The organism is Lacisediminihabitans sp. (assembly GCF_043726815.1).
Taxonomy (GTDB): domain Bacteria; phylum Actinomycetota; class Actinomycetes; order Actinomycetales; family Microbacteriaceae; genus Lacisediminihabitans.
Genome location: NZ_JAYSJZ010000001.1, coordinates 22,944 through 36,799, shown reverse-complemented (window position 1 = coordinate 36,799; position 13,856 = coordinate 22,944). Strand labels below are relative to the sequence as shown.

Here is a 13,856-nt window from a genome sequence, read left to right as displayed (position 1 = left end):
ACACGCCGCCGCCCGGTGCCGACACACGGCGTGTCTTGAAGGAATGCATGGATTTCGGAAGAAGAAGAGGCCACAGCGGCGGGCGGCTAGATCGCCGGGGAGCCCTGCCGAGCCACGATCGCGGCGATGAGGGCGTCCACGGGCTCGCGCGCGGTGCCGGGGTTGTCGAGCAGGCTGAAGTCCACGTCGCCGAGGGTGGGCAGCTCCAGTGCGGGGGAGAGTTCGCTCAGGTCCGGCGGGATGAGGCTCTGCGGGAACGCGGCGATGCCGATGCCCGCCCGCGCGGCGGCCAGCACGCCGTTGATCTCGCGCACGTTGCAGGTGATGCGCCAGGTGCGACCGGCGGATTCGAGCGCGCTGATGGCGACAGTTCGGCTGAGGCTCGGAGCCTGGTAGGCGATGAGGGGAACGTGCTGTCCGGGTTCGAGACTCAGTGTGCGGTGGCCCACCCACACCATCCGGTCCCGCCGCACGAGACGCCCGACCCCGATGCCCGGCTCCTGCTTGATGAACACGAGGTCGAGCTGCCCGGCCTGCAGCCGGCGGGCGAGGGCGCCGCTCTGGTTCACGGTGAGCTCGAGGTTGATCTGCGGGTAGAGCTGGCGGAAGTCGCGCAGGATCTGCGGCAACTGGGTGAGCGCGAGGTCGTCGGCCGAGCCGAATCGCAGCCGGCCCCGCATCGCCGACCCGGTGAAGTAGCTCGACGCCTGGTCGTGGGCGGCGAGGATCGAGCGGGCGAAGCCGAGCATCGCATCGCCGTTGTCGGTGAGTCGCACCTCGCGGGTGTCCCGTGCGACGAGGATCCGCCCGGCGGCCGTCTCGAGCTTGCGGATGTGCTGGCTGACCGTGGGCTGGCTGAGTCCCAGCAGCGCCGCGGCCTTGGTGAAGGAGAGGGTCTCGGCCACCGAGACGAAGCTCTTGAGCAGCACCGGGTCGAACATTCACGGCCTCTCATTACGAAACTCAATGGTACTTATAGGGCTGATTCTATAAGGCAATAGGTGGCAACGGGCCTAGCGTTGGCGTGACCATACGAAACGCACGAGTATCGCGAGACATCACACTGTGACGACAGAATCGCCGACCATGAGTCCGGCAACCGAACCCATCCCCGTACTCCACGAACGACCGCGCTGGCGCGATACCTTCATCTCGCTGCGCATCTTCAACTACCGCCTCTACGTGATCTCGCAGCTCATCGCCAACACCTCGGGCTGGATGCAGAAGATCGCCACCGACTGGCTGGTGAACGAGCTCACCCACAACATCACCCTCGTCGGCGTGACCGTGTTCCTGCAGTTCGCCCCGGTGCTCGTGTTCGGCGTGTGGGGCGGGGTGATCGCCGACCGCGTGGACAAGCGCCGGCTCATGATGGCCACCCAGTCCGTGACCGCCGCGCTCTGCGCGACCCTCGGGCTTCTCACCCTCTTCGGCATCGTCGAGGTCTGGCAGGTCTGGGGAGTCGCGCTCCTGCTCGGCCTCGTCGCCGTCGTGGAGGGCCCGGCGCGCTCCGCCTTCGTGAATGAGATGGTCGGCCACGGTCGGCTGCGCAACGCGATCAGCCTCAACGCCTCGATCTTCCACCTCGGCGGACTTCTCGGTCCGGCCATCAGCGGCGTGCTCATCGCCCTCGTGGGCTCCGGCTGGTCGATCAGCGTGAACGCGATCGCCGCCGTGCTGGTGGTGGTGGCCCTGGCCAGCATGCGGGTGCACGAGCTGCGACCGTCGCCGCGCGCCGAGCGTGCCCGTGGGCAGATCCGGGAGGGGCTGAGCTACGTGATCTCCAAGCCGACGATCTTCTGGCCGATGGTGATGCTCGCCTTCGTGTCGACTTTCGGCATGACGCTGCCGGTGCTCCTCGTCTCCTTCGCCGACACCGTCTACCAGACCGGGGCCACCGGCTACGGCCTGTACAGCTCGGCGGCCGCGGTGGGCGCGCTCTCCGGTGCCGTGCTCTCCACCCGCCGGATGAACGTGCGGCTGCGCACGATCGTGGTGGCGGCCGGCCTGTTCGGTCTCGCCCTCATCCTCGCCGGCTCGGTCAGCTGGGAGCCGCTCTTCATCGTCTTCCTGGTGAGCATCGGCGTGACACGTCTGCTCTTCGCCACGGGCGCCGAGTCGATAGTGCAGCTCTCGACCAACCGCGTCATCCGCGGTCGCGTGATGTCCCTGTACTCGATCATCATGCTGGGCGGCCAGGCGCTCGGCGGTCCGATCAGCGGCGCGATCGCCGAACACCTCGGCGTGCACGTGGCGATGACCGTCGCCGGCGCGATTCCGGCACTCGCCGCGATCGTGATCGGGCTGGTGCTGGCCAGGACCGGACGGCTCGCGCTTCGGTTCCAGCTGCGGCGCAACCGGGGTCCGTTCGTGATCGAGCGTCGGGCGTCCGGAGCCTGAGCCCCGAGCCCGAGTGCGGGGCGTGAGGCGGTTAGGCACGCTGGTTGCGGTCGAGCATCGCCTCGACCTCGTCCACGGCCATCACGGGCATGGTGTTGTGGGTCAGGGACTGTTCGAGGTCGTTCTGCACCGTGTCGACGAGGCCGTGCAGCATGGCCACCGCGTCGTCCACGATCTCGGTGCTGCGCTGCTGGGTGCCGTGCAGCAGCCACTTGGCGATCTCGAGCTCCGCGTAGAGCATCGCGCGCTGCTTGACCTGCCGGTCGCTCGACCCGCGGGCCAGGGCGTAGGCGTCGAAGGCGGCCTCGGCCACGTTCTCGCCGTGGGCGCCGAGCAGCCAGTAGAGATCGCGGGCGGGGTCGCCGACGCTCAGGGTGTGCCAGTTGAGCAGCCCGGTCACGTCGCCGTCCGAGCTCAGGAAGGACTCGGCGCTGAGCGAGCCGTTGACCACGGTCGGGGCGAACTGCCAGAGGGCGGAATCCTCGGTGGCGCGCTCCCAGCGGCCGAGCAGGGCGGCCGGAACGAGGTGGGTCGCGGCGGCCCGGTCCATCACCACGACACTCGAGCGCAGGATCTCGACCGGGGTGTAGACGGGGAGGCCGGCGTCGGCGATGAAGCTCGTCGGCAGCGAGTGCACGGCGGCGATGGCGCGGCCGATTGAGTCGGCGAGGCCGTCGTCCGTCTCGATCGAGTCCAGGGGCACCTTCGAGCCGTAGACGAATTCGTAGACGACGGCGCGGGTGCCGCCGATCGGCGTCTGGCCGGCGAAGTTGGTGACGCTGAAGGGCAGCCTGGCCCGTACTCCGGTGCTGAGCGCCCGGAGCGCCACGAGATCCGCCGACTGTTCGGCCTCGGCCCGTTCGGAGGTGGGAACGCGGATGATCCAGTGCCGGCCGTCGCGTCCGGTGAGCAACGCCGCCTCGAAGTCGCCGTGCACCCCCGAGCCGAAATTAGTGGCGGACGCCACGTCGAGGCCGGCTACGGCTGCGGTCGCCAGCGCGGCTAGAGTGAGATGAGATCTGGCCATACCTCACAGGGTAGGTCGTAGGTCGCCGGCCGGCACGAACGCCACGCTGTTCCCGCCTCCTTCACCGATTGGTCGCCCCATGTCCACTCCGCCCCCGGCCCGGCAGCCGCAGGCCGCCCTCCCGTTCTCGTCGCTTCCGCTCTCCCGCCACGCCCTCGACCGCGACTATCTCGGCCGCAATCGCGAGGGCCTGTTCGACGAGCTGTGGGGGGATCCGGCCACCCGTGTGCTCGTGCTCTGGAAGGGCAACGCCCTGCTCGGCGCGAACGGCCGTCTCGCGCTGCTGCCGGCCGACCGGGTGCCGGATGCCGAACTGCGGCTCTATCTCGGACGCTCGCTCGCCAGGGACTCGCTCGGTCTGCCCATCGTCGCGGCGCAGATCGGCGACGAGGCGGCGGTGCGGCTCAACTCCGACCCGGCGGCGTGGGCGAACCTCCGCGTGGTGGGCAACACCCTCAACGACCTCGACGCCGGGCTCTTCACTGCGGCGCTCGCGCTCGCCAACTGGCACAGGTCGCACGGCTTCTCGCCGCGCACCGGAGCCCCGACGGTGCCGGAGCAGGGCGGCTGGGTTCGCCGGAACGTGGATGACGGCAGCGAGATCTTCCCCAGGACCGACCCGGCGATCATCGTCGGCATCGTCGACTCGCAGGACCGCATCCTGCTCGGCCACAACGCCATGTGGGACGCCAACCGCTATTCGCTGCTCGCCGGCTTCGTGGAGCCGGGGGAGTCGCTCGAGAGCGCGGTGATCCGAGAGGTGTTCGAGGAGTCCGGCATCCGCGTCGTCGACCCGGTGTACCTGGGTTCGCAACCGTGGCCGTTCCCCGCGTCGCTCATGCTCGGGTTCTCGGCCCGGGTCGACCCGCACCGGGAGTCCACCCTCACGCCCGACGGCACCGAGATCCTCGACCTGCGGTGGTTCAGCCGCGCGGAGCTCGCCGACTCGCTCGGCGAGATCTACCTGCCCGGGTCCACCTCCATCGCGAGGGCGATCCTCGAGAAGTGGTACGGCGGCCCGATCGACGACGGGCAGAAGTGAGTTCGGCCGAATCCCTCCTCGACGGCCTCGACGCCGAACAGCGCGTCGCGGCCCAGAGCCTGCTCGGACCGCTCTGCCTGCTCGCGGGAGCCGGCACCGGCAAGACCCGCGCGATCACCCACCGCATCGCCTACGGCGTGGCCACCGGCGTCTACGCGCCCGGGCGGGTGATGGCGCTCACCTTCACCTCGCGCGCGGCCGCCGAGCTGCGCGGCCGCCTCAGGGTGCTTGGGGCGACGGGAGTCGCGGCGCGCACCTTCCACGCCTCCGCGCTCTCCCAGCTCGGCTTCTTCTGGCCGCAGGTGATCGGCGGCACCATGCCCCGCATCCTCGACAGCAAGGGCAGGCTCCTCGGCCAGGCCGCCGAGATGCTGCGGCTCAAGCTTGACACCGCCACCCTGCGCGACCTCGCCGCCGAGATCGAGTGGCGCAAGGTCTCCCGGCTCACCCTCGACCAGTACGCCGAGATCGTGGCTCAGCGACCGCTCCCGGCCCTCCTCACCGCGGAGAAGATGATCGCGCTGCACTCGGCGTACGAGGCGATCAAGGACGACCGCCGACAGCTCGACTTCGAGGATGTTCTGCTCGCCACCGCCGGAATGATCGAGACCGAGCCGCGGGTCGCGCAACAGGTGCGCGAGCAGTACCGCTTCTTCGTGGTCGACGAGTACCAGGACGTCTCGCCGCTCCAGCAGGCGCTGCTCGACCTCTGGCTCGGCGACCGGCAGGACCTCTGCGTGGTGGGCGACGCGAGCCAGACCATCTACTCCTTCGCCGGGGCATCCGCCGACTACCTTCTCGGGTTCCCCACCCGGTACCGCGAGTCCACGGTCGTGCGGCTCGAGCAGAACTACCGGTCGACGCCGGCGATCGTGCACACCGCGAACCGTCTCATGCGCGGTCGGCCGGGCGCCCTCGCCCTGCGCGCCGCCGTGAAGCCGCCGGTGGCCATCACTCCCTCGGTCACCGCGTACCCGAGCGACATCGCCGAGGCGCGAGCGGTCGCGGCCCAGATCGGCGAACAGATCGCGGGCGGCGCCAAGCCGCAGGACATCGCCATCCTCTACCGCATCAACGTTCAGGCCGCCGTGCTCGAGGCCGCCCTCGCCGATGCCGGCATCACCTTCCAGCTGCGCGGCGGCACCAGGTTCTTCGAGCTGCAAGAGGTGAAGCAGGCGCTCATGATGCTCAAGGGCGCCGTGGTCGGAGCCACCCGCGAGCTGCTGTTCAAGACCGTGAGCGATGTTCTGCGCTCGCTCGGCTGGACCCAGGATGCCCCGGAGGTGCGCGGCGCCGTGCGCGACCGGTGGGAGTCGCTCAACGCGATCATGGGCCTCGCCGAGGCCTCGCCGAGCGGCACGACCCTCCGCGCGTTCGTGGACGAGCTGTTCGAGCGATCGGCCGCCCAGCACGAACCGACGATGTCGGCCGTGACCCTCGCGACCCTGCACTCCGCGAAGGGCCTCGAGTGGGACACCGTCTACCTCATCGGGCTGAGCGACGGCTTCGTGCCGATCACCTACGCCAAGACGCCGGAGGCGATCGACGAGGAACGCCGCCTGCTCTATGTCGGCGTCACGCGGGCCCGTCGAAGGCTGCACCTGTCGTGGTCGAGCGGTGGAGGCGGCCGGGGCGGAGCTCGCCGACCGTCACGATTCCTCGCCGAGCTGGACTGACGCCCTCCCCTCCCCAGGAGTCGAGGCCGTCCGCGGCCCGGCACAGGCAGTCCGGATGCGGCCACCAGACGGCGCTGCGCCTCTCGCCGTCCGCGGTGCCGATGGCGAGGGAGGTGGCTGGGCCACCGGGCTCACGTTCCTCGGGCCGGGCGATCCTCTCGAGCACGAGCCGCGCGACGCTGACCGCCACCTCCTCGACGAGCAGTGCGCCCTCCGCGCTCGAGCGGCGGCCCAGCAGCTGGGTGGCGATCGCCGGCCAGGCCGGGTCGGCATCCGTCCTGGCGAGTTCGACGCACCACAGGCACGGTCCGATTCCGGGCTCAACCAGGGGCCCGATGCGCACCGCCTCGTCGCCGAAGACGACGGGCAGGTGGGGGAGGTCTCGGCCCAGCCAGCGTCCGTGGAGCTCCGGCGGAATCACGTAGCCGGCCACGATCACCACGAGGGATGCCTCGTCGCCGTCGGGGACCACGGCCACGTTCGAGCGGCGCAACAGGTGCGCGATGTGTTCGGCCGCCGGTCCGTCGCCCACCACCGTGACCCGGCCGGGAGGGGCGTCCTCAGCGGCCGCGACGAGCGCCGGCCCGAGGCGGTCGAGCAGGAGGCCCACCTCGTCGTGGCCACCGCCCGCGGACGCGGCGATCATGTCCAGCCCCGACCGGCTCACGCCCACGAGCAGGGCGGCGATCATCCGCTCGTCAGCGGCCGACACCTCCTCGAGCACGACTCGCGGCGCGTCGACGCCGAACTGCAGGCTCGAGGGCGTGCGCCAGAGCAGGGGAAGGCGGGGATCGAGTCGCAGAACCATCCGCCCATGATGCGCGGATGCCCGGCCCGGCGTCGCCCGCAGTCCACAGCCCGCCGTCCTCACCTTCCGAAATCCATGCATTCCTGCCTGACACGCCGCTCAGGTGCGCCGTCGAGGGCGTGTCGCCGAGAAATGCATGGATTTCGGAAGGGGCGAGAAACAGGAAATGGACGCGAGAGGGCTAGTGCGAGGGGTCGTCGGCCGAGCCGTCGCGTGCCTCGTGCGGGCGATCATCCGTCGTGTCGTTGAGCAGGTCCTCGATGGCCTGGTCGATGTCGTCGGGTTCCGGCGAGGGGCCGGTGAGTCGAGCGACGAGGGCGGCCGGGTCGTCGATGTCCTCCGACGTCGGCACGAGGTCTGGATGCGACCAGAGCTCATCGCGAGCCTCCGGACCGACCTCGTCGGTGAGTTTCTGCCACATTGCGGCGGCCTCGCGCAGGCGTCGCGGCCGGAGTTCGAGCCCGACGAGGGTGGAGAACGCCGACTCGGCCGGGCCGCCCGCCGCGCGCCGACGGCGAACCGTCTCGGCGATCGCGCCGGACTTCGGCAGCCGGGTAGTCGCCTGGGCGGTCACGACATCCACCCAGCCCTCGATCAGGGCGAGCATGGTCTCGAGGCGCCCGAGGGCGGCGAGTTGCGACTCTGACTTGGGCGGGATCAGGGCACCGCTCACCATCGCCTCGCGCAGTTCCTCCGGGTTCGAGGGGTCGAAGTCGGTGGCGAGCTGTTCGAGCCGCTCGGTGTCGATCCGGATGCCCTGGGCGAACTCCGAGATGGAGGTCATGAGCTGCAGCCGCATCCACTTCGCGTGCCGGAACAGCCTCGCGTGGGCGAGTTCGCGCACGGCGAGATAGAGCTGCACCTGGTCCTGCTCGATGTCGAGGCCCGCGCCGAAGGCGGCCACGTTCTGGGGGAGCACCGCCGCCTGTTGGTCGGCGTCCGTGCCCGCGCTGAGCAGCGGGATGCCGACGTCGCCGCCGGAGACGACCTCGCTCGCGAGCTGGCCCACGACCTGGCCGAGCTGCATGGCGAAGAGGGTGCCGCCCACGTTGCGCATGAGCCTCGACGCGCCGTCGATCATGCCGGACATCTCCTCCGGCGCCTGGTCGCGAAGCACGTCGGTGAGCGAGTTCGCGATGCTCAGGGCCACGGGCTCGGCCAGCTGGGTCCAGATTGGCATGGTGGCGGTGATCCACTCGGTGCGGCTGAGCAGCCGCGGATGCACGGTCAGTTCGGAGATGTAGGTCGCCTCGTCGAGCCACAGGGCGGCGATGTGGAACGCCTGCTCGAGCGCGGCACGCTCGGCCGGGGTGGTGGCCACGACGTCCTTGGCGGCGATCGCCTTCGCCTGCTCGAGGGCGAGTCCCCAGTTGATGCCGTCACCGCTCGACTGGAGCGCGCTCTGCAGCTGGCCGATGAGGTTCTTGATCATTTCGGGGTCGTTCGGCAGGCCGGCGGCGGCCGCGAGACGCTCAGGATCGATCTCGCCGTCACCGGAGAGAAACTTGTTGAGCATGTCGCGGAATTCGTCTTCCGGGTCGTGCGCCGAATCTTCAGACATAGCAACTACGCTAGCCGCTGCGCGCTCGACGCGGCTTGTTTTGACCTGTGCCTTGGCCCCGAAGATGTGCGCCTGTGGCGAACATCATTCGAAAGGACAGCGGTGGCGATCTTCACCGACGATTCTCCGGTCGGCGCGCCAGCACGGCGCCGATCCCGCTGGGTCGGCTGGACGCTTCTCGTCGGCGCGCTCCTCGGGTCCTTCGGCTTCGCCATGGTCCCGGCGCCCTACGTGATCGAGCAGCCAGGGCCGGTCTTCAACACCCTGGGCACTGTCGACTTCGACCACAAGCGTGTTCCCCTCATCGAGATCCCGGGCCAGAAGACGTACCCCACCACGGGTGCCCTCGACATGCTCACGGTGAACGTGGTCGGCGACCGCCAGCAGTCGCCGAGCTGGTTCGAGGTGGCGCAGGCCTGGCTCGACCGCAGCAAGGCGGTGCTGCCACTCGACGCGATCTACCCGGTGGGCGAGACCGTGAAGCAGTCGAACGAGCAGGCGGCCGTCGACATGCAGAACTCGCAGAAGGATGCGATCGCCGCGGCCCTCACCCGGCTCGGCTACGCCCTGCCGAGCACCCTGTCTGTCGCCGGGTTCTCGCCGGACTCGCCGTCCAAGGGGCGCCTGCAGAACGGCGACACCATCCTCAGCGTCAACGGCACGAAGACCGACAGCGTTCTGGGCCTGCGAGCCCTCATCGCCAAGTCGGGAGCCGGCGTTCCGGTGACCATCGCCATCGCGCGGGGCGGAAAGACCTCGAACGTGGAGGTGACGCCGCAGCTGAGCTCCGGTCCCAAGCCGGCACCCATCATCGGCATCTTCCCGGCGGTGTCGTACACCTACCCGTTCAAGGTCAAGATCCAACTGCAGGATGTCGGTGGCCCGAGCGCCGGACAGATGTTCGCGCTCGGCATCATCGACAAGCTGACCCCCGGGTCGATCACCGGAGGCGCCAAGGTGGCGGGCACCGGCACCATCGACGCCGACGGGAACGTGGGCGCGATCGGCGGGATCCGGCAGAAGCTCTACGGCGCCAAGAACGCCGGAGCGACCTGGTTCCTCGCCCCGTACAGCAACTGCAACGAGGTGACCGGGCACATCCCGAGCGGCATCCGGGTGCTCGCGGTGAAGACGCTCGACGACTCCCTGGCCGCGCTCAAGGCGATCTCCAGCGGAGCGAGCACGACGTCGCTGCTCAGCTGTCCAGCAGGCTGACCGCGGGAACCTCGCAGAACCACCCCTTAAGATGAGGGACCACAGCATCCGCCACAAACCAGGAGCAGTCTCGTGACGTCCAGCCGTACAGAAGAGCGTCAGCCTGCGTCGCGATCGAGGGTCACCGTTCTCGTGACGATCGCGGTTCTCGCCGTTCTGGTAGTCCTCTTCTTCATCTTCTCGAGCCTCTACACCGACTGGCTGTGGTTCGACCAACTGGGCTTCCTCAACGTGCTGACCACTCAGTGGGTGGCGAGCACGGTGATGTTCTTCATCGGCTTCATCGGCATGGCGGTGCCCGTGTTCGTGAGCATCGAGCTCGCATTCCGTTTCCGGCCCGTCTACGCCAAGCTCAACCCCCAGCTCGACCGCTACCAGCAGGTGATCGAGCCGCTCCGCCGGCTCGCGATGTACGGCATCCCGGCGGTGCTCGGCCTGTTCGCCGGAGTGGCGACGTCCTCGCGCTGGCAGCTCGCCCTCGAATGGATCAACGGCGTGCCGTCGGGCAAGGTCGACCCGCAGTTCGGGCTCGACATCTCCTTCTACCTCTTCGCGTTGCCGTTCTACCAGGCCGCGGCGGCCTTCGCCTCGGCCGTCGTGCTGATCTCGGGCATCGCCGCCCTCGCCACGAGCTACCTCTACGGGGCGCTGCGTTTCAACGGCCGTGAGGTGCGCATCTCGCGCTCCGCGCGCATCCAGCTCGCGACGACCGGCGCGGTCTACCTCGCGCTTCAGGCCGTGAGTATCTGGCTGGACCAGTATTCGACCCTCAGCAGCCAGACCTCGAGCACCCTCTTCGAGGGAGCGTCATACGCCGACGCCAACGCCGTGATCCCCGGGCGGCAGATCCTCGCCGGCATCGCGGCCGTCGTGGCGATCCTCTTCGTGATCACCGCGATCGTCGGCCGTTGGCGCCTGCCCATCATCGGCACGGCGCTCCTGCTGGTGAGCGGGCTGCTGATCGGATCTGTGTACCCCTGGATCGTGCAGAAGTTCCAGGTGGAGCCGAACGTGCGCACGCTCGAGGCTCCCTATATCGACAGGAACATCGCGGCGACCAGGGAGGCCTACGGTGTCGCGGGCGTCAAGGAAGAACCGTATTCGGCCACCACCACGGCCGCCCAGGGCGCCCTGCGCAACGACGCCGAGACCACCGCCAACATCCGCATCATCGATCCGGCCCTCGTCTCCGACTCCTTCGCCCAGCTCGAGCAGATCAAGCAGTACTACCAGTTCGCCCCGCACCTCGACGTCGACCGCTACAAGATCGCCGGCAAGTCGCAGGACACCGTGATCGCGGTGCGCGAGCTCAACCAGGCCAACACCGGTGCCCAGCAGAGCTGGTACAACAACACCCTCGTCTACACGCACGGCTACGGCGTCGTCGCCGCGTACGGAAACCAGCGCTCGAGCGACGGCCTGCCCGTGTTCCTCGAGTCCGGCATCCCGAGCACCGGCGCCCTCGGCAAGTTCCAGCCGCGCATCTACTTCGGCGAGGACTCCCCGACCTACGCGATCGTCGGCGCCCCCAAGGGCGGCAGCAAGATCGAGCTCGACTATCCGGCCGGCGACCAGGGCAACAACCAGAACGCCACGACGACGTTCTCCGGCAACGGCGGACCCAAGCTCGACAGCGTCTTCAAGAAGCTGATCTACGCGATCAAGTTCCAGTCGGAGCAGATCTTCCTCTCCAACGGGGTGAACAACGACTCGCAGATCCTCTACAACCGCAAGCCGGTCGATCGCATCCAGAAGGTCGCCCCGTACCTGACACTCGACAGCGATCCGTACCCGGCCGTCGTGGACGGCAAGGTCGTCTGGATCGTGGACGGCTACACCACGAGCGCGAACTACCCGTACTCGGCGATCCAGCAGCTCAGCAACGCGATCTCCGACACCTACACACCGGCTCCGGACTTCGCGCTCGATAACATCAACTACATCCGCAACTCGGTGAAGGCCACGGTGGACGCCTACAGCGGAAAGGTGACCCTCTACGCCTGGGACGACAAGGACCCGATCCTCAAGACCTGGCAGAAGATCTTCCCCTCCACGGTCAAGCCGGTGAGCGAGATGAGCGCGCAGCTCATCAGCCACGTGCGCTACCCGGCCGACCTCTTCAAGGTGCAGCGCGAGATCCTGGGCACGTACCACGTCACGGACTCGAACACCTTCTACTCGTCGACGGATGCCTGGATCACGCCGAACGACCCGGTGTCCGACGCGGCGACGGCGAAGCTCCAGCCGCCGTACTACCTCACGATGAAGCTCCCGGGATCGAAGCAGCCTGCGTTCTCCCTGTACTCCACCTACATCCCCAACTCGAAGGGCGTCGGCACGAGGAACATCCTCACCGGCTACCTCGCGGCGAACGCGGATGCCGGAAGCACGGCGGGAAAGATCGACTCCGGCTACGGAAAGCTCACCCTTCTCGCGCTGCCGAAGCAGGACACCGTGCCGGGTCCCGGCCAGGTGCAGAACAACTTCAACACCGACACGGCCGTTGCCAACCAGCTTGCGCTTCTCCAGCGCGGTGACACCAAGGTGAAGCGGGGCAACCTGCTGACGGTGCCCGTCGGGGGAGGGCTGCTCTACGTGCAGCCGATCTACGTCGAGTCGACGGCCGAGACGAGCTACCCGGTGCTGCGCAAGATTCTCGTCTCGTTCGGCGAGAAGATCGCCTTCGAGGACACCCTCAACGCAGCGCTCGACTCGCTCTTCGGCGGGGACTCCGGCGCGAGCGCGGGGGACGGCGGAGTGGTGGCGACACCTCCGGCCACCGGAACGCCCACGCCGACCACCCCGTCTACCGGCACCGACGCCACGCTCAAGGCGGCACTGGCCGACGTGCAGTCGGCACTCACCGCCCGTGCCGCGGCGCTCAAGTCGGGTGACCTGAGCGCGTACGCCACGGCCGACCAGGCCCTCGTGACGGCCCTCAACAAGGTGTTCGCCCTGGAGAAGTAGGAAGCCCCGGAGAAGTAGAAACATGAACGACGGGATCGCGCTCGACTCGGGCGACTGGCTCGACGCCAATCGCGCGAACTGGGACGAGCGCGTTCCCGTGCACGTCGCGAGTGAGTTCTACGACCAGACCGAGCTGCGCGCGGGTCGGGGCGCGCTGTACCCGATCGAGGAGGCCGAGCTGCCGCTCGTCTTCCCCGAGGGGGTCGACGGCCTGCGCATCCTGCACCTTCAGTGCCACTTCGGCGCGGACTCCCTCGTGCTCGCGCAGCGGGGGGCGACGGTCGTCGGCATCGACTTCTCGAGGCCCGCCGTGCGGCAGGCGCGGCAACTCGCGGACGAGGTCGGCCTCGCCGACCGTTCCCGGTTCATCGAGGCGAACCTCTACGACGCGCGGCACGCCCTGCCGGAGCCGGAGTCGTTCGACGCCGTCTACACGACCTGGGGCACCATCGGCTGGCTGCCGGATGTCGCGGAGTGGGCCAGGATCGTGGCCTGGTTCCTCAAGCCCGGCGGCCGCCTGTACTTCGCGGACGGGCATCCGACCGCCTTCGTCTTCAGCGACCGCGCCGACACCACGGCACTCCCGTCGTTCACCTACCCGTACTCCACGGACGGCGCCGCCGATGTCGTCGACGAGAACTACGACTACGCGGACCGGGACGCGCTGTTCGAGAACACGGTCACCTACGAGTGGCAGCATCCGCTCTCCGACACGATGACCGCCCTGCTCGACGCCGGCCTGCGCCTCGACTTCTTCCACGAGCACTACGAACTGCCCTGGCGCATGTTCGAGGTGCTCGAGCCCACCGGCACTGGCCTCTGGCGCTGGCCGGAGAAGAAATGGCTGCCCCTCGGAATGAGCATCGCGGCCACCCGACTCTGACGGCCCGTGATCCGGGCTGGCGAGCTGTGGTAGTGTTACTTCTTGTGCCGCGGGGTGGAGCAGTTCGGTAGCTCGCTGGGCTCATAACCCAGAGGTCGCAGGTTCAAATCCTGTCCCCGCAACAGATAACGAAACAGAAGGCCCGAAATCATTGAGATTCCGGGCCTTTTGCTTTGCTCGGACCTGAGGCGCCCCCGCTCCAGACACGGGTCTAGGTTGAATCTCACGCCCCGCCACGCCCCGCCACGCCACGCCCCGCCCCGTCGCCACGCCCTGG

At 68.7% G+C, this 13,856-nt stretch carries 10 protein-coding genes and 1 tRNA gene; 7 read left to right on the top strand and 4 right to left on the bottom strand.

Going from position 1 to position 13,856, the window contains the following annotated elements:
- Positions 1 to 86: 86 nt before the first annotated feature.
- A complete protein-coding gene (locus ACHZD8_RS00170) occupies positions 87 to 941 on the bottom strand; it encodes a LysR family transcriptional regulator (protein WP_394768058.1) in 855 nt (284 codons plus the stop codon).
- A gap of 145 nt (positions 942 to 1,086) precedes the next feature.
- Between ACHZD8_RS00170 and ACHZD8_RS00165 the strand changes: the two genes are divergently transcribed.
- Positions 1,087 to 2,400, top strand: a complete 1,314-nt coding sequence (locus ACHZD8_RS00165) for an MFS transporter (RefSeq protein WP_394768057.1) — start codon at positions 1,087 to 1,089, stop codon at positions 2,398 to 2,400.
- Positions 2,401 to 2,431: 31 nt separating this feature from the next.
- On the opposite strand, the gene ACHZD8_RS00160 is transcribed toward ACHZD8_RS00165, so the two are convergent.
- Positions 2,432 to 3,427 carry a phosphotransferase gene (locus ACHZD8_RS00160; RefSeq protein ID WP_394768056.1) on the bottom strand — a complete coding sequence of 332 codons (996 nt, stop codon included), beginning with the start codon at positions 3,425 to 3,427 and terminating at the stop codon, positions 2,432 to 2,434.
- A 79-nt stretch (positions 3,428 to 3,506) separates the two neighbouring features.
- Here ACHZD8_RS00160 and nudC point away from each other — a divergent pair, with 79 nt between their 5' ends.
- Positions 3,507 to 4,469 (top strand): NAD(+) diphosphatase, encoded by a 963-nt coding sequence (nudC, locus tag ACHZD8_RS00155; RefSeq protein WP_394768055.1) that lies wholly within the window; start codon positions 3,507 to 3,509, stop codon positions 4,467 to 4,469.
- Positions 4,433 to 6,145 carry an ATP-dependent helicase gene (locus ACHZD8_RS00150; protein WP_394768054.1) on the top strand — a complete coding sequence of 571 codons (1,713 nt, stop codon included), beginning with the start codon at positions 4,433 to 4,435 and terminating at the stop codon, positions 6,143 to 6,145. The genes nudC and ACHZD8_RS00150 overlap by 37 nt, the downstream gene beginning before the upstream one ends.
- On the opposite strand, the gene ACHZD8_RS00145 is transcribed toward ACHZD8_RS00150, so the two are convergent.
- A complete protein-coding gene (locus tag ACHZD8_RS00145) occupies positions 6,045 to 6,953 on the bottom strand; it encodes a hypothetical protein (protein WP_394768053.1) in 909 nt (302 codons plus the stop codon). The genes ACHZD8_RS00150 and ACHZD8_RS00145 overlap by 101 nt on opposite strands.
- A gap of 181 nt (positions 6,954 to 7,134) precedes the next feature.
- Entirely contained in the window at positions 7,135 to 8,514 is a 1,380-nt protein-coding gene (locus ACHZD8_RS00140; RefSeq protein ID WP_394768052.1) for a zinc-dependent metalloprotease, read from the bottom strand.
- A 102-nt stretch (positions 8,515 to 8,616) separates the two neighbouring features.
- Here ACHZD8_RS00140 and ACHZD8_RS00135 point away from each other — a divergent pair, with 102 nt between their 5' ends.
- From ACHZD8_RS00135 to ACHZD8_RS00120, 4 genes are all read left to right on the top strand, one after another.
- Positions 8,617 to 9,729, top strand: coding sequence for a PDZ domain-containing protein (locus ACHZD8_RS00135; RefSeq protein ID WP_394768051.1), 1,113 nt, complete (start codon positions 8,617 to 8,619; stop codon positions 9,727 to 9,729).
- Between the two features lie 132 nt (positions 9,730 to 9,861).
- Entirely contained in the window at positions 9,862 to 12,696 is a 2,835-nt protein-coding gene (locus ACHZD8_RS00130; protein ID WP_394768050.1) for a UPF0182 family protein, read from the top strand.
- Between the two features lie 22 nt (positions 12,697 to 12,718).
- Positions 12,719 to 13,579: a class I SAM-dependent methyltransferase gene (locus tag ACHZD8_RS00125; RefSeq protein ID WP_394768049.1), complete on the top strand. Its 861-nt coding sequence runs from the start codon at positions 12,719 to 12,721 to the stop codon at positions 13,577 to 13,579.
- Positions 13,580 to 13,627: 48 nt separating this feature from the next.
- Positions 13,628 to 13,701 (top strand) — tRNA-Met (locus ACHZD8_RS00120).
- Positions 13,702 to 13,856 lie beyond the last annotated feature (155 nt).